Origin of the sequence: Rhizobium phaseoli (assembly GCF_003985125.1) — a bacterium.
Taxonomy (GTDB): Bacteria; Pseudomonadota; Alphaproteobacteria; order Rhizobiales; family Rhizobiaceae; genus Rhizobium; species Rhizobium phaseoli.
Map to the genome: position 1 here is coordinate 19,407 of NZ_ML133583.1, position 15,223 is coordinate 34,629.

Genomic DNA, 15,223 nt, shown 5'->3' on the forward strand with positions numbered 1-15,223 from the left:
ATTGCCCAGCCTTGTGGCCGGCATATTCAGCTGTAGGCCGAAACAAGCCGGGTCACCTGAGATCGCATCCATTGATTGGCGGGATCATTGTCACTTGCCGCCGACCAGACCATCGATATCGGGCTCACCGTTAAGTCAAGGGGAACCTCGGCGGTCGCCAAGCCGAAAAGGCCGGCATACCGCTTCACGATCCTGGTCGGCAGGGTCGCGATCAGGGGCGCTTCCAGGACGGCGGTAAGCACGGTCAGGAATTCCGGCGCTGCCACCGACACGTCCAGTCGCACGTTGATCCGCTTCAACGCGTCATCGATGCAGCCTTCGATGGCGTCCTTCTGGGAAACGAGTGCATGCCTCAGCCCGACATAGCTGTCCCGGTCCAAAGTTTCGGGAAGATCGAGAAGCTCAGGATTGTAGCAACACATTAGCGATTGCTCGAACAGCAGGGTCCGCCGGTGTCTGTTGTTGCCGTCATCGTAGCAACCGACGCCGAGGTCGATGACATTGTCGTCCAGAAGCTTGTGGACCAGCTCCGGGTCGACCGCTCGCGCAAGCACTTTAATACCGGGGGCTGTCTCGTTCAACATAGCGGCGAGGCGCGGCACGAGCAGCACCTCAAGCTCGCTGGAAAAGCCGATGCGGAATATCTGCTCGGCCTGATCGGGCTCGAAGATTGCCGGCGTTACGATCGCCTGCTGCGTGCGGCTGAGTATCTGCTCTACGGCTTCGGCGAAACACAGCGCCCGATGAGTCGGCTGCATGACCTGGCCGACACGCACAAACAGCTCATCTTGCAGCAATGTCCGGAGAGTGCCGAGATTGTGGCTCATCGCGGGCTGCTGGATTTTCAGGCGAACAGCAGCTTTCGTCACGCTCCGCTCCTTCATGAGCGCATCGAACGCGACCAGCAGATTGAGGTCGAAAGACCACAAATTGAAATGATCAATGGAGACAATTTCATTCATCGATTTGATCGTTGCATGAATCCTTCTTACTGTCCATAGCCATCGGACAGCGCTGTCCCGGTTCCAGTTCAACTCGAAAGGAATTCCATGAGCGATCTTGGAAAGGAATATCGTATTGCCGGCGTGACAGTGAGAAAGGTGCAGGAGCAGTACCTTCACGACGTTCCGCCCTCATTCCTCTACCCGACTGCCGGATCTGAGGAGATCAAGGCGGTCGAGCCGCGGCTTTCCGCCGTCGATATGGAAGAGGGCCGCGATGCCCTTGTAGTGAGCATTCATAGCTGGCTTGTCATCACGCCCGACCACGTCATCCTCATCGACACGGGCTCGGGGAACGACAAGGAGAGACCGCGCAATTCCGGCTTCCATCGTCAGACCATTCCGTTTCTCGATAGGCTGCGTCAAGCGGGTGTCGAGCCCGAAGATGTCGACTTCGTCATCAATACCCATCTCCACGTCGATCATTCCGGCTGGAATACCGTGCTTCAGGACGGACGATGGATCCCGACTTTCAAAAACGCCCGCTACGCCTTCCCACGCGCCGAGCAGGAATATTACGCGTCGACGGCGAGTCACAACGACGTCAACATTCCCAGCCTCGGCGTCTATGAAGACAGCGTAAGGCCGGTGATCGAGGCGGGGCTTGCCGATTTCATCGACAGCGCAGGCGGTCCTTTCCTCGATCGATTCATCTTCTTGCCGACGCCTGGGCACAGCATCGGCCATATGTCCGTTATGCTGGAGGCGGACAATGAAGCGGCAATCTTCGCCGGCGATGTCATGCACCATCCGATCCAGGTGGAACGGCCCGACCTCAACACGGTCTTCTGCGAATTCCTGGATCAGGCTGCCCAGTCCAGACAGCGCGTCCTCGAACTCGCAGCTGATAATCGCGCCATGTACTTCTCCACGCATTTCCCCGGTTCGTCTGCTGGTTATGTCACCCGCGACGGCGAAAAATTCAGGTGGTCCTATGTCTAACAACGAGCTCGGATCGTCAGCTTTTGACGCCAGTCAGATCGTATTCGACGAGCATTACGTCGACAGCGGAACCGAGGGCATCAAGCTCTATCTGCGCAATAAGCGAAGGAAGGACCACAAAGTCTTTCTTGCGGAGAAAACAATCGTGATGGTGCATGGAGCGACCTTCTCGTCCGGAAGTCTTTACGACGTTCCCTTCAATGGAATGTCCTTCATCGACTTCCTCGCGCATCATGGATTCGACGTCTTTGCCGTCGATGTCCGGGGCTACGGAAAATCGACCCGTCCACCGGAAATGCAGGCGCAGCCCGATCTCAACCCGCCCCTTGTTTCCACCGACACGGGCGTCACCGACTTCGCAACGGCTGTCGAGTTCGTGCTTCGACTTCGGGGCCTGAAGGCTGTCAACGTGTTCGCAATGTCGTGGGGCGGTACCGTAGCCGGCGCATATGCTGCTCGCAACGCCGACAAGGTCGTCAAGCTCGCGCTGCTCGCGCCACAATGGCTGAGTGACGTTCCCATTCCCATCGACCAGGGCGGTTCCCTCGGCTCCTACAGGCTTGTTCCAGTCAAAGCGGCCCTGGCGCGTTGGCTGGGCACCGCACCTGAATACGCGCGTGAACGTCTTGTGCCCGAGGGCTGGTTCGATCTCTGGTCGGAATTGACCCTCTCGGAGGAGACGTCGCAAGATGATAGGGAGCAAGGAAAACTTCGCGCCACCAACGGGCCGATCCAAGACATCCGCACCTACTGGAGAGCTGGAACCCCATATTATCAACCGAGCGAGATTCGCGCTCCGGTGCTGCTGTTGCACGGGGAATGGGACATCGACGTTCCGCTTGATCTGGCGCGGGCCTATTTCGAGCAGCTGACCGGCGCCTCCTACAGGCGATGGGTGGAAATCGGGGAGGCGACACATCTGGCCCTCATGGAGAGCCACCGCATGCAGGCCTATGCCGAGGTCGTCCGCTTCTTCGATGAAGCTTTCAAACCGGAATAGAGTCTGAACGATCAGGCTCCGGCATCGAACCCGGAGTCTGCTTCCTCCATCAAGCCGGCCGCGCGTTCACCCGGCCATCGAGCCATTCGTTTCCATGACAATTCTGATAACCGCCATCCTGGATGCCGGGCGAAGTGCCGTCGACATCGCGATATTCACCTTTCTGCCTCTCATGATCGTGACATTTTCGCTGATGCGCTACCTCGAGAGCGTGAGCGCGTTGCGATCAATCGCCGGCAAGGTAAACCCGCTGTTCAGACCTTTCGGTCTGGACGGTTTTGGGGTTTTGGCAATCATCCAGCTCAGCCTCGTGAGTTCGGCTGCCCCGGTCGCTGCCCTGACGCTGATGGCGCATAAAAGAACGTCGGAGAAATTTATGGCCGCGGCCTTTGCCGCGGTACTTGCGGCGGCGCCGGCGAATGCCAGTTTTCCGCTCGCAAGCCTCGGTGTCGATCCGGGCTCGATCATAATGAACGGCATTTGCGGGGCGCTCGCTGCGTCCACTCTCGCCGGTTGGATCGTCGGCCGCCGTTCCTTGCCTGGAAAGATCTGTTCCTGCGACAGGACGGATGACCACGACGTCGTCAGGCGCGATCTGCTGGCCGCGATCAATCGCGGTGGCGCAGATGCCATTGGCGTCATTGCTGCGATCCTGCCGGTGCTCGTGATCTCACTTGCCCTGGTAAGGCTGACCCAAAATACAGGCGCACTTTCGGCTTTCACGTCCGTTGCGCAGCCATTGCTTCAGCTGCTAGGCGCCTCGCAGCAGGATGTGCTGTTCTTCCTCACAAAGTGCCTGGCAGGATCGAGCGCAACGGTCACGCTGTTACTCGACGCCCACAAGGAACTGAGTCTTACGCCAGAGAAAATCATTCACGGATCCGCATTTCTGCTAAACCCTCTTGACCTTCCTGGCCTCTCCATTCTTATCGCTTCGGTGCCGGCGCTCCGCTCGGTTGCGGGCGTCGCAGTCTTCAGCGCATTGGCCGGAATCCTCTTCCGCACAGCGCTGCTATCCTGGCTTTGAGCCAAGTCGGTCGGGTTGCGACGAGCGCAACGGCTATATCCTTCCGCGGCTCCCTTTGAGCATCGACCAGCTGTAGAAGAACAGCCCCGCCCAGATCAGCGGGAAGGCGATCATGCGCGCCGTGCCGAGCGGCTCTTGAAAGGCGAACACGGCGATCAGGAAGATCATCGTCGGCGCGATATATTGCATGATGCCGATCGTCGAGAGCTTCAGCAGCTTGGCGCCATTGGCATAGATCATCAACGGCACGGCGGTGATGACGCCGCAGCCGAGCAGCAGGGTCGTATCGGCAAGGCCGGTGCGGTAGAGATGGCCCTGGCCGCTGCCGAATTCGAGATAGAGGATGTAAAGGAGGGCCGGCCCGCTCAGGATCAGCACCTCGAGGAAGAAGCCCTGATTGGGTCCGAGCGGCAGTGTCTTGCGGAGCAGGGCGTAAAAACCCCAGCTGACGGCCAGCGTCAGCGCCACCCATGGAATGCCGCCGCTGTCGAAGGCGAGAATGGCGACGGCGAGCCCTGCAAGGGCAATCGCCGCGATTTGCAGCGGCTGCAGCTTCTCCTTCAGGAGCACTGCGCCGAGGAAGATGCTGAACAGCGGATTGATGAAATAGCCAAGCGCTGCATCGAGCGAATGGCCGGCGCCGATCGCCCAGACATAGGTGCCCCAGTTGACGGTGATCAGCGACGCCGCCAGCGCCCCCATCGCCAACATGCGCGGCGAGCGCAGTGCTGCGCTGATATCGGCGGTGCGTCCGAGCACGATCAGCACGATGCCGGCCAGCGGCAGCGACCAGACGATGCGGTGGGCGATGACTTCGGCCGGCGGAATATGCGCCACCGCCTTCATATAGAAGGGCAGGAAGCCCCAGAGCAGATAGGCTGTCAGCGCGAAGGCGAAACCGCGCGGACTATCTTCGTTCTTGGCCAAGGGAACGGATGCATCGGTCGACATCGGGTGTTTCCATCTTTGTTCTTCTTCTGATCCGGCCTAGCTTAAGCGCCGTGAATAGGCCAATTCATTTCGTTGAATGAATGGTGAGAGCATTTAGCAAAGTCCAGGCGATGACGAACACGAGCGGACGATCAGCCCGGACCTCAGCGGCCGATAGGCCGGCGGCGCCGGCAGCGCCGCCGAACCGGCGGAACAGATTCATTCCGCCGCGATCTTGCCGGCTAGCTGCCGGTTCTTCATCAGCTTGTAGATGACCGAATCCATCAGCGCCTGGAAGGAGGCGTCGATGATGTTCTCCGAGACGCCGACCGTCCACCAGCGCACGCCGTCACTGTCGGTGGATTCGATCAGCACGCGGGTAATCGCCTCCGTGCCGCCATTGAGGATACGCACCTTGAAATCGGCGAGCACCAGATCGTCGATCTCGTGCTGGTACTTGCCAAAATCCTTGCGCAGCGCCAGGTCGAGCGCGTTGACCGGACCTTCGGCGTCGGCAACCGACATCAGCGTCTGTCCGTCGATGGTGATCTTGACCACCGCTTCCGAGACGATTTTCACGCGGCCGAGGCTGTCGAAGCGGCGCTCGATCATCACTCGGAAGCCTTCGATGGTGAAGAATTCCGGGATGGTGCCGAGTGTACGATGCGCCAGCAGTTCGAAGCTCGCATCGGCGCCCTCATAGGCATAGCCGATGGATTCCCGTTCCTTGACGATCGAGATCAGGAGGTCGAGCTTCGGATCGTCCTTGGCGACGGTGATGCCGCGCCGCTTCAGCGCGTTGATGAAGTTCGCCTTGCCGCCCTGGTCGGAGACCATGACCTTTCGGAAATTGCCGACACTTTCCGGCGGCACATGTTCATAGGTCTTCGGATCCTTCAGCAGCGCCGACGCGTGAATGCCGGCCTTGGTGGCGAAGGCGGAAGCGCCGACATAGGGCATCTGGTGGTCGGGCGAGCGGTTGAGCAACTCGTCGAAGGCATGCGACAGCCGGGTGAGGTTGAGCAGCCGCTCCTCGTCGATCGCCGTTTCGAAGCGTGTGTTGTAAGCGCTCTTCAGTGCCAGTGTCGGGATCAGCGTCACCAGGTTGGCATTGCCGCAGCGCTCGCCAATGCCGTTCAGCGTTCCCTGGATCTGCCGGACGCCGGCTTCGACCGCGGCCAAGGAATTGGCGACGGCCTGGCCGGTGTCGTTATGGGCATGGATGCCGAGACAGCGGCCGGGCACGCCTGAAGCGATCACCGCCTCGACGATGGCGCGGACCTCCGGCGGCTGCGTCCCGCCATTGGTGTCGCAGAGCACCACCCAGCGGGCGCCGCTCTCATAGGCGGTCTTGGCGCAGGCGATCGCATAGGCCGGATTGGCCTTGAAGCCGTCGAAGAAATGTTCGCAGTCGACGATCGCCTCCTTGCCGGCGCCGACCGCCGCCTTGACGCTTTCGGCGATGCTTTCGAGGTTCTCCTCGTTGGTGCAGCCGAGCGCCACCGCGACATGATAGTCCCAGCTCTTGGCGACGAAACAGATGGCGTCGGCTTTCGCCTGCAGCAGCCCGGCAATGCCTGGATCGTTGGAGACCGAAACGCCCGCCCGCTTCGTCATGCCGAAGGCGACGAAGGTCGCCTGGCTGGTGCGCCTCTCGCCGAAAAAGGCAGTGTCCGTCGGATTGGCGCCGGGATATCCGCCTTCGACATAATCGAGGCCGAACTCATCCAGCATGGCGGCGATCGCGATCTTGTCCTCGACGGAAAAATCGATGCCGGGCGTCTGCTGCCCGTCCCGGAGCGTCGTGTCGAAGAGGTAGATGCGTTCTTTCATGTCGTTTCCTCCCGCCAGGCGGGTGTTGTTGAACTGCGGATGCTGCCCTTCATCCGCGCGCGGGGAGAGGGCTAGGGTGAGGGGCCGCCCTGCTCAGGGCAATCAGTCCCGCTTCCCGGCAAACTTATCCGTCGCCCGGATCAGCCGGTCGAGTATCCCGGGCTCCGAATAGGCATGGCCGGCACCCTCGATCAGATGGAATTCCGCCTTCGGCCAGGCCTTGTGTAGCAGCCAGGCATATTTGGCCGGGCAGGGCATATCATAGCGGCCATGCACGATGACGCCGGGAATATCTTTCAGCCTGCCTGCGTCACGGAGCAGCTGTCCCTCGTCCATCCAGCCGGCATTGACGAAGAAGTGGTTCTCGATACGGGCGAAGGCATAGGCGAATTCCGGCTCCTCGAACTTGCCGCTCGTCGAAGGTTCCGGCAGCAGCGTGATCGTTTCGCCTTCCCAGATGCTCCAGGCCTGCGCGGCCGCAAGGCGCACGTTTCTGTCCTCATGCGTCAGGCGGCGATGATAGGCCTGCATCATCTCATGCCGCTCTTCCGGAGGAATGGGAGCGATGAAGCGCTCCCACTTGTCCGGGAACATTTCCGAGACGCCGAACTGATAGTACCAGTCGAGCTCCGCCTTGGTCAGCGTATAGATGCCCCGCACAATGAGCTCGGACACGCGCTCGGGATGGGTCTCGGCATAGGCGAGCGCCAGCGTCGAGCCCCAGGAGCCGCCGAATACCTGCCAGGTCTCGACGCCGGCCATCTCGCGCAGCCGCTCGATATCGGCGACGAGGTGCCAGGTCGTGTTGGCATTGAGGTCGGCATGCGGCGTCGACCGGCCGCAGCCGCGTTGATCGAACAGCATGACGTCGTAGAGAGCGGGATCGAACAGCCGGCGATGGGCGGGCGAGAAGCCGCCGCCCGGGCCGCCATGCAGGAAGACGGCCGGCTTGGCGCCTGATGTGCCCGACCGTTCCCAGTAGATCACATGGCCGTCACCGACATCGAGATGGCCGGAGGCATAGGGTTCGATTTCGGGATAGAGGGTGCGCAGTATCTCGGTCATATCTTCACGCCTTTCGCGGGCCAGACCTTAGTGTCATGATCGGGATGCTGAAAGGAGATGATCGCCTCCTGTCGGGCATAGAAATCCGGGTCCTTGTGCACCGGGGCTTCGAAGATCGTCTCGACCCAGGGCAGGCGGGCGTCGTAATTGACCTGGATCTGCGGCGCCAGATCGCTGCGGTCGTCGAAGGCGCCGATTGCAAGCTCCAGGCCACCGGGATGACGATAGGTCATCGGCGTGCCGCAACTGCTGCAGAAGCCGCGGGCGATATTGACGGAGGACTGAAAGTAGCTCGGCTCGCCGCGGGTCCACTCCATTCCCTCCTCGGGTGCGGTGACGAGGGCGGAGAAGAAGCCGCCGAACTGCTTCTGGCACATGCGGCAATGGCAGATCGAGGGCCGACCGAGCGCGCCTGATATGCGGAAGCGCACGGCGCCGCACTGGCATCCGCCTGTTCTGATTTTATCCGTCATGGGGTTTCTCCGGGTGGCCAGCTTTTCGTATCATGGTCGGGATGCTGATGATTGCTCGCCGCGATCGTATCTTCGCGCTCGGACGTGTCCGGCTCCGGTTCCAGCGGCAAGGCGTCGATCGCGTGAAACCAGGACATCTTGCGGCCGGTATTCGATTGCATCACCGGCTTGACGGCATCGGGCTCATCGAGCGAGCCGAGCGCGATATTGATGAAGTCCGCGTCCGGAATATCGTAGAACATCGGCGTGCCGCAATCGCCGCAGAAGCCGCGCCGCACGAGATCGGAAGAGCGGAACCATTTCGGCCCGCCGCGCGTCAATTCGAAATCCTGACGCTTTGCCGCAGCGAGCGGCAGGAAATAGTTGCCGGCCGCCTTCTGGCACATCCGGCAGTGGCAGATATGGGGATAGCCGAGTTCGCCGCGCGCGCGGTAACGCACCGCGCCGCACTGGCATCCGCCGGTGTACTTCGTGACGTCGCTCAAGCGCGATCCTCCGGCGGCCACACCTGCGTATCATGGTCGGGATGCTGATAGGAGGCGATTTCAAGCACGAAGGGGGCGGCCTGCGCATCCTCTTCCGTCCGATGTCCGGGCAACTCGTGCAGATGATCGACGAAATCGATCTTGCCCTCGACGCCGAATTGCACTGTCGGCGGCAATGCTGAAGGATCGTCGAATGCGCCGGCGGCGACCGCCATTCCATCCGGCGCCTCGTAGGTCAGCGGTGTACCGCAATCGCCGCAGAAGCCGCGCTCGACGAAATTGGAAGAGCGAAATTTTTTCCGCTCTCCCCGTGTCCATTCAAAATCAGCGCCGCGCACGGAGACGAGCGGCGCATAATAAGCCCCGAACGCCTTCTGGCACATGCGGCAATGACAGATCGATGAATCCTTGAGTTCGCCGCTGACGCGGAAGCGGATCGCACCGCACTGGCATCCGCCGGTATGGGTGGTCATGGCAGGTCCTTTCCGATGATGCGGATGATATGGATGCACATGTTGTCATCGGTCATTGCCTTGCGCATGCGCCGGGCGTTCGCCCGCCGTTGCGGCGGAACTGGTGTATGCGGCATGGCCTGCCTCTTGCGATGAAGGGACCGGGCTGCCGCGGCACCCCCCTCTGCCCTGCCGGGCATCTCCCCCACATGGGGGGAGATCGGATGGGAGCGGCCGCTCGCCCCAGTCAAACACCTCAGATAGCCGAAGCTAATTAGCGCGCGGTCGATATCTCGGGAAGCCGGCGCGTCTTGCCGATCTCCCCCCTTGTGGGGGAGATGCCCGGCAGGGCAGAGGGGGGTATATCCGGCCGCCCGACCCATCCTACCGCTTGACCTCCCACGTCGTCACCCGCTCACCGGTCGCAGCATCCTTGCCGTCCTTCAGCTGGATGCCCTTTGCCGTCAGCTCGTCGCGGATCTTGTCGGCTTCGGCAAAATTCTTCGCCTTCAGCATTTCCAGACGCATGGCGACCAGCGCGTCGACCGCTGCTGCGACGGCTTCATCGATTTCGGCTTTCTTCGGCAGCACCCCGAGGAGTAAGGCCGTCGCGGCGAAGGTGGCGCCGATGGCGGCATCGGTATGGGCAGCCTGCGCCAGCGCATGCAGGGCCTGCACCGCCGCCACCGTATTGAGGTCATCCGCCAGCGCGTTCATGACGGCCTCGTCCGGCCTGGCGTCGCCGGGTTCCGTTGCCGGCCACTTGGCGAGCAGCCGTTCGGCTTCCTCCAGCCGCTTGATCGAGAAATCGATCGGCTCGCGGTAATGCGTCATCAGCATGGCAAGGCGCAACACCGCGCCCGGCCATTTCCGCCCGCCGAAGGTTTCCGTGTGCAGCAAATCGTGGATGGTGACGAAATTGCCTTCGGATTTCGACATCTTGCGGCCTTCGACCTGCACGAAGCCGTTATGCATCCAGACATTCGCCATCACCTCGGTGCCGTGAGCGCAGCGCGACTGGGCGATCTCGTTTTCATGGTGCGGGAAGATCAGATCCAGCCCGCCGCCGTGAATATCAAAGATATCGCCGAGATAACGCCGGCTCATCGCCGAGCATTCGATATGCCAGCCGGGCCGGCCGCGGCCCCAGGGGCTCTCCCAGCCGGGTTCGTTGTGGCCCGACAGTTTCCACAGCACGAAATCGCCGGGGTTCTTCTTATGCGCATCGACGGCGACGCGGGCGCCGGCCTGCTGTTCGTCGAGCGGGCGCTTCGAAAGCTGGCCGTAATCCGCCATCGACTTGGTGTCGAACAGCACTTCGCCAGATGCGACATAGGCATGACCGTTGGAGATCAGTTTCTCGATGATCTCGATCATCTCTTCGATATTGTCGGTGGCGCGCGGCTCGACGTTCGGCTCCAGGCAGCCGAGTTCGGCGACATCGGCGTGAAACTGCGTCTCGGTCTTTTCCGTGACCGCGCGGATGGCCTCGTTCAGCGGCAGGCCCGGATGATCCCTCAGCGCCCGCGCGTTGATCTTGTCGTCGACGTCGGTAATGTTGCGCGCATAGGTGACGTGGTTTTCGCCATAGAGATGCCGCAACAGCCGGAACAGCACGTCGAAGACGATGACCGGCCGCGCATTGCCGATATGGGCGAAATCATAGACCGTCGGGCCGCACACATACATGCGGACGTTATTGGGATCGATCGGCGCAAAGACCGATTTCTCCCGCGTCAGCGTGTTGTACAGCTTCAGTTCCGGCGTGCCGCCCATTTCACTCTCCCAAAATGCACGTTCAGAAAATATCGCAACCGGCGGGCCGGGGCGTTTCGCATCTTGACTGTGTGGGAGACGAAAACGGCCGGGCCAGCGCTTGCGCTAGCGAATAATCTTTCCGCAGATAATGCAGATAACCGTTTTCATGCCGCGTTTTATGGCGCGGGAATGACGTTTGGTCAAGAGGGGCGAGGTACGATCCAGCGCCACAGTGCGTCCGCCATTTTCCCGGCACAAATCGCTTGTAGCCCGTCGAGAAGCTGCTGAAAATACGGGAGGAATGAGTGGGGAGCGTGTTTCGGTGGAGTGTCGGAGCGGCCGCAATTCTTGTGGTCGCATCCGTTGCGTATTTCGCATACGATTTCGGCATGCTTCGCTTCAACAATCCATCTCTGTCGCGCTATCCGATCCAGGGCATCGATGTCAGCCATCACCAGGGCGACATCGATTGGAAGACGGTGGCCGCGCAGCCGAATATACGCTTTGCGATCATGAAGGCGACCGAAGGCGGCGACCACAAGGACTCCAGGTTCGCCGAAAACTGGCAGCGCGCCGGTGATGCAGGGGTGGTCAGGGGCGCCTATCATTTCTTCACCTTTTGCCGCCCGGGCAGGGATCAGGCGCAGAACGTCCTTTCGACCGTGCCGAAGGCGCCGGGAACATTGCCGATCGCCATCGATCTCGAGTTTGTCGGCAATTGCGACAAGGTCCCGACCCTCGAAGAAATGGCGACGGAAGTGAACGCCTTCGTCACCGAGCTGAAAGCCACTTTTCCGGAAAAGCCGATCTTTTACGTCACGCAGGAATTCTACGATCAATATCTGAAAGGCAATGAGGCCCGCTTCCCCGAGCATTATCTCTGGCTGCGAAGCGTATTCAAGGAGCCGCCACAGGAAGGCTGCGGTCGCTGGTCGATCTGGCAATTTGCCGACAATGGCACAGTGAACGGCATTCAGGGAGCGGTGGATCTGAATGCTCTCTGCCCGTCGGAAACGGGTTTCGCGCATTTGTTTCCAGCCCTTGCTGCGAACTGAGGCGTCGATCTATTCCGGCAGCCGATAATCGGCGAGCTTGTTTTCCCGCACGATGAAAAGCTTGCCCGTTTCGGTCACGCCGGGCCCCAGAAGCGGCAGGATCGTCTTGGCGACCTCGGAAGGGTGCGGCAGCGTCTGCGGATCTTCGCCCGGCACGGCCTGCGCCCGCATGGCGGTGCGGGTCGCGCCCGGATCGACGCTGGTGATGCGCAGCGGCGTCGATTGCGTTTCGCCGGCCCAGGTGCGGGCGAGCGCCTCGACGGCAGCTTTTGAGGCGGAATAGGCGCTCCAGAACGGGCGGCATTTGTGCGCGGCGCCGGACGACAGGATGACGGCGCGGCCGGCGTCCGAGCGGGCGAGCAGCGGATCGACCGAACGGATCAACCGCCATGTCGCCGTCACGTTGATGGTCATCACTTTCTCGAATACCTTCGCCTCGATATGGCCGATCGGCGAGATGACGCCGAGCACGCCGGCATTGGCGACGAGGATATCGAGCTTGCCCCAGCGCTCGAAGATCGACCCGCCGAGCGCATCGATCGCGTTCATATCGGCAAGATCGAAGGGCACCAGCGTCGCGCTGCCGCCGACCGCCTTGATCGCATCGTCGAGATCCTCGAGCCCGCCGACCGTGCGGGCGCAGGCAATCACATGGGCACCGGCTTTGGCAAGTTCCAGCGCCGTGAAATAGCCGATGCCACGCGACGCACCGGTGACGAGTGCGATCTTGCCCTCAAGATTGATGTTCATCTGTCCGGTTCCGGATTTGCTTGCGAAGGTGAGGGGCGCAATTAGGCCCCTCGGAAGCGAAAGTCAAAGCGGCAAACGGCTCAGCCGTTGCTGGCAAGCATCGAAAGCTTGTTGCCCATGGACTCGCCGTTCTTGTCGAGGAGACGGGTCGGGTAGTCACCGGTGAAGTAGTGGTCGGTGAACTGCGGGCGGGCCGGATTGCGGTCCTCGCCGCCGACGGCGCGGTAAAGGCCGTCGATCGACAGGAAGGCGAGCGAATCCGCGCCGATATATTTGGCCATGGCTTCGACATCGGCATATTGGTTGGCGAGCAGCTTGTCGGCATCGGGCGTGTCGATGCCGTAGAAATCGGGGAAGAAGATCATCGGGCTTGCGACACGCAGGTGAACTTCGCGCGCGCCGGCTTCGCGGATCATCTGCACGATCTTGAGAGACGTCGTACCGCGCACGATCGAATCATCCACCAGCACGACGCGTTTGCCTTCGATCATCGCGCGGTTGGCGGAATGTTTTAGCTTCACGCCGAAGGCGCGGATCTGCTGCGTCGGCTCGATGAAGGTGCGGCCGACATAATGGTTGCGGATGATCCCGTATTCGAAGGGGATGCCGCTCTCCTGCGCATAGCCGAGCGCCGCCGGCGTGCCGCCATCCGGCACCGGCACGACGACGTCGCCCTCGACGGGCGCTTCCTTGGCGAGGTTCATGCCCATGTTCTTGCGTGTCGTATAGACGTTGCGGCCGCCGACGACCGAATCCGGCCGGGCGAAATAGACATATTCGAATAGGCAGAGGCGCTCCGGCTGCTGTTTGCTCGGCTTGCGGGCATCGATGCTGATCGAGCCGTCGGACTGGATTTCGCAGATGATGACTTCGCCGTTTTCCACGTCGCGAATGAACTTGGCGCCGATGATGTCGAGAGCGCAGGTTTCCGAACAGAAGATCGGCTTGCCGTCGAGTTCGCCCATGACCAGCGGGCGGATGCCGGTCGGGTCGCGCGCGGCGATCAGCTTGGTGCGCGTCATGGCAAGCATCGAATAGCCGCCTTCCATCTGGCGGATGGCGTCGATGAAACGGTCGGACGTGGACGCGTGGCGCGAGCGGGCGATGAGATGCAGCACGACTTCGGTGTCCGAGGTCGACTGACAGATGGCGCCGGTCGCGATGATCTGCCGACGCAGTGTCAGGCCGTTGGTGAAATTGCCGTTATGGGCAATGGCGATGCCGCCTTCCTCCAGCTCGGCAAACAGCGGCTGGACGTTGCGCATCGCCACTTCGCCGGTCGTCGAATAGCGTGTATGGCCGATTGAGATGCTGCCGGGCAGGCGCGCGAGCGTCATCGGATTGGTATAGTGGTCGCCGACGAGGCCCATATGACGCTCCTGATAGAAGCGCTTGCCGTCGAAGGAGACGATGCCGGCCGCTTCCTGTCCGCGATGCTGCAGGGCGTGCAGGCCGAGAGCCGTAAGGGTCGCGGCATCAGGATGTCCCAGAATTCCGAAAACGCCGCATTCCTCATGCAGCGTATCTCCGTCGAGCGGATCGTCGGTCGGGAAGGAATGGGACTGGTTCATTTCTGCGGGCCTCTGCTCTCACAAGAATGGATCGGCATTTCCAGTATCATATATCGGAAACCTGGCAGCTTTCCGATAACTGAACGACATCCGCTGTCAAAGCCCGCTCGCCGGCTCTGAAACGGCTGAGGTCCGGCGGAGCTGAATGCCCGGCCGGACCTTTATTTCACGTCCCGCTCAAATGGCAATTGCCGGACGGCGGGTCAAGCTCTTGAACACTGTGTCAATTCGCCGGCTGCTGTGTGCCGCCTGCAGGCGCGTCTTCCGCCGGAGCCTGATCGGTGGTCGGCGGCGTGGCGCCTTCGCCGCTCTGTGCCGGAGACTGCATCTTATCACGGAAGCTTGCCTCGATCATCTGGGCAAATTGCTCCGGCAGAACTGCCTTCAGCTTCACCACCATCGAATCCAGGAAGGGCTTCGACTTGGCCTCGTTGACCCAGGCCGGGCGGTGGTCGACATCAACGAGCCAGTTCCAGAAGGCCACAGCGACGACCATCAGCAGCAGGCCGCGCGCTGCGCCGAACAGGAAGCCGAGCGTGCGGTCGAGCGCGCCGATGCGGCTGTCGATGATGAAATCGGCGATCTTCATGGTGATGAAGGAGATGACGATGAGCGCGATCAGGAAAACGACCGCGGCCGAACCGGCGATCGCGATGCGATCGTCATCGGTGTATTTCTTCGCATAAGGCAGCAGGTACGGATAGAGGTAGTAGGCGGCGGCGGCCGAACCGCCCCAGCTTGCGATTGAAAGGATCTCGCGGGAGAAGCCGCGGACCATCGCCAGTACGGCGGAGAAGAGCACGACGCCGATGACAATACCGTCGAAAATCGTAATGGGCATGTAAATTCAACTCCAGGACTGCCGCTTGGCGGCCGTGTCG

General features: G+C 61.2%; 15 protein-coding genes. 4 read left to right on the top strand and 11 right to left on the bottom strand.

Annotated elements, in window-relative coordinates; all coding sequences use genetic code 11:
- Positions 1–26: 26 nt before the first annotated feature.
- On the bottom strand, positions 27–962 hold the full coding sequence (locus EFD56_RS24550) for a LysR family transcriptional regulator (RefSeq protein WP_126906579.1): 936 nt from the start codon (positions 960–962) through the stop codon (positions 27–29).
- An 87-nt stretch (positions 963–1,049) separates the two neighbouring features.
- Here EFD56_RS24550 and EFD56_RS24555 point away from each other — a divergent pair, with 87 nt between their 5' ends.
- The 3 genes from EFD56_RS24555 (at position 1,050) to EFD56_RS24565 (ending at position 3,970) form a co-directional block, all read left to right on the top strand.
- Positions 1,050–1,943, top strand: coding sequence for an MBL fold metallo-hydrolase (locus EFD56_RS24555; RefSeq protein WP_126906536.1), 894 nt, complete (start codon positions 1,050–1,052; stop codon positions 1,941–1,943).
- Positions 1,936–2,943, top strand: coding sequence for an alpha/beta hydrolase (locus EFD56_RS24560; RefSeq protein WP_126906537.1), 1,008 nt, complete (start codon positions 1,936–1,938; stop codon positions 2,941–2,943). The genes EFD56_RS24555 and EFD56_RS24560 overlap by 8 nt, the downstream gene beginning before the upstream one ends.
- Before the next feature lie 94 nt (positions 2,944–3,037).
- A complete protein-coding gene (locus EFD56_RS24565) occupies positions 3,038–3,970 on the top strand; it encodes a hypothetical protein (RefSeq protein ID WP_126906538.1) in 933 nt (310 codons plus the stop codon).
- 33 nt (positions 3,971–4,003) lie between these two features.
- Here the strand turns inward: EFD56_RS24565 and rarD are convergent, their stop codons facing one another.
- The 7 genes from rarD to cysS form a co-directional block, all read right to left on the bottom strand.
- A complete protein-coding gene (gene rarD / locus EFD56_RS24570) occupies positions 4,004–4,921 on the bottom strand; it encodes an EamA family transporter RarD (protein ID WP_126906539.1) in 918 nt (305 codons plus the stop codon).
- 198 nt (positions 4,922–5,119) lie between these two features.
- Positions 5,120–6,733 carry a citramalate synthase gene (gene cimA, locus EFD56_RS24575; protein WP_064817858.1) on the bottom strand — a complete coding sequence of 538 codons (1,614 nt, stop codon included), beginning with the start codon at positions 6,731–6,733 and terminating at the stop codon, positions 5,120–5,122.
- A 102-nt stretch (positions 6,734–6,835) separates the two neighbouring features.
- Positions 6,836–7,798, bottom strand: coding sequence for a prolyl aminopeptidase (pip, locus tag EFD56_RS24580; RefSeq protein ID WP_004675106.1), 963 nt, complete (start codon positions 7,796–7,798; stop codon positions 6,836–6,838).
- Positions 7,795–8,271: a GFA family protein gene (locus EFD56_RS24585; protein WP_064827287.1), complete on the bottom strand. Its 477-nt coding sequence runs from the start codon at positions 8,269–8,271 to the stop codon at positions 7,795–7,797. The genes pip and EFD56_RS24585 overlap by 4 nt, the downstream gene beginning before the upstream one ends.
- Positions 8,268–8,756 (bottom strand): GFA family protein, encoded by a 489-nt coding sequence (locus EFD56_RS24590; RefSeq protein WP_037115852.1) that lies wholly within the window; start codon positions 8,754–8,756, stop codon positions 8,268–8,270. Before EFD56_RS24590 ends, EFD56_RS24585 begins: the two co-directional genes overlap by 4 nt.
- The gene (locus tag EFD56_RS24595) at positions 8,753–9,229 is read right to left on the bottom strand and encodes a GFA family protein (protein ID WP_064827289.1); all 477 of its coding nucleotides are present in this window, start codon (positions 9,227–9,229) and stop codon (positions 8,753–8,755) included. Before EFD56_RS24595 ends, EFD56_RS24590 begins: the two co-directional genes overlap by 4 nt.
- Positions 9,230–9,592: 363 nt before the next feature.
- The gene (cysS, locus tag EFD56_RS24605; protein ID WP_126906540.1) at positions 9,593–10,984 is read right to left on the bottom strand and encodes a cysteine--tRNA ligase; all 1,392 of its coding nucleotides are present in this window, start codon (positions 10,982–10,984) and stop codon (positions 9,593–9,595) included.
- A gap of 287 nt (positions 10,985–11,271) precedes the next feature.
- Here cysS and EFD56_RS24610 point away from each other — a divergent pair, with 287 nt between their 5' ends.
- Complete coding sequence (locus tag EFD56_RS24610; protein WP_126906541.1) at positions 11,272–12,021, top strand: glycoside hydrolase family 25 protein; 750 nt, start codon at positions 11,272–11,274, stop codon at positions 12,019–12,021.
- A 9-nt stretch (positions 12,022–12,030) separates the two neighbouring features.
- On the opposite strand, the gene EFD56_RS24615 is transcribed toward EFD56_RS24610, so the two are convergent.
- From EFD56_RS24615 to EFD56_RS24625, 3 genes are all read right to left on the bottom strand, one after another.
- Complete coding sequence (locus tag EFD56_RS24615) at positions 12,031–12,771, bottom strand: SDR family NAD(P)-dependent oxidoreductase (protein ID WP_126906542.1); 741 nt, start codon at positions 12,769–12,771, stop codon at positions 12,031–12,033.
- An 80-nt stretch (positions 12,772–12,851) separates the two neighbouring features.
- The gene (purF, locus tag EFD56_RS24620) at positions 12,852–14,342 is read right to left on the bottom strand and encodes an amidophosphoribosyltransferase (RefSeq protein WP_016734261.1); all 1,491 of its coding nucleotides are present in this window, start codon (positions 14,340–14,342) and stop codon (positions 12,852–12,854) included.
- A 223-nt stretch (positions 14,343–14,565) separates the two neighbouring features.
- On the bottom strand, positions 14,566–15,183 hold the full coding sequence (locus tag EFD56_RS24625) for a CvpA family protein (RefSeq protein ID WP_126906543.1): 618 nt from the start codon (positions 15,181–15,183) through the stop codon (positions 14,566–14,568).
- Positions 15,184–15,223 lie beyond the last annotated feature (40 nt).

Excerpts from the sequence above, each read along its gene's own strand:
- EFD56_RS24560 (WP_126906537.1), top strand. The coding sequence starts at position 1,936 with ATGTCTAACAACGAGCTCGGATCGTCAGCTTTTGACGCCAGTCAGATC.
- EFD56_RS24585 (WP_064827287.1), bottom strand. The coding sequence starts at position 8,271 with ATGACGGATAAAATCAGAACAGGCGGATGCCAGTGCGGCGCCGTGCGC.
- EFD56_RS24615 (WP_126906542.1), bottom strand. The coding sequence starts at position 12,771 with ATGAACATCAATCTTGAGGGCAAGATCGCACTCGTCACCGGTGCGTCG.
- purF (WP_016734261.1), bottom strand. The coding sequence starts at position 14,342 with ATGAACCAGTCCCATTCCTTCCCGACCGACGATCCGCTCGACGGAGAT.
- pip (WP_004675106.1), bottom strand. The coding sequence starts at position 7,798 with ATGACCGAGATACTGCGCACCCTCTATCCCGAAATCGAACCCTATGCC.
- EFD56_RS24565 (WP_126906538.1), top strand. The coding sequence starts at position 3,038 with ATGACAATTCTGATAACCGCCATCCTGGATGCCGGGCGAAGTGCCGTC.
- cysS (WP_126906540.1), bottom strand. The coding sequence starts at position 10,984 with ATGGGCGGCACGCCGGAACTGAAGCTGTACAACACGCTGACGCGGGAG.
- EFD56_RS24595 (WP_064827289.1), bottom strand. The coding sequence starts at position 9,229 with ATGACCACCCATACCGGCGGATGCCAGTGCGGTGCGATCCGCTTCCGC.
- EFD56_RS24555 (WP_126906536.1), top strand. The coding sequence starts at position 1,050 with ATGAGCGATCTTGGAAAGGAATATCGTATTGCCGGCGTGACAGTGAGA.
- rarD (WP_126906539.1), bottom strand. The coding sequence starts at position 4,921 with ATGTCGACCGATGCATCCGTTCCCTTGGCCAAGAACGAAGATAGTCCG.
- cimA (WP_064817858.1), bottom strand. The coding sequence starts at position 6,733 with ATGAAAGAACGCATCTACCTCTTCGACACGACGCTCCGGGACGGGCAG.
- EFD56_RS24550 (WP_126906579.1), bottom strand. The coding sequence starts at position 962 with ATGAATGAAATTGTCTCCATTGATCATTTCAATTTGTGGTCTTTCGAC.
- EFD56_RS24625 (WP_126906543.1), bottom strand. The coding sequence starts at position 15,183 with ATGCCCATTACGATTTTCGACGGTATTGTCATCGGCGTCGTGCTCTTC.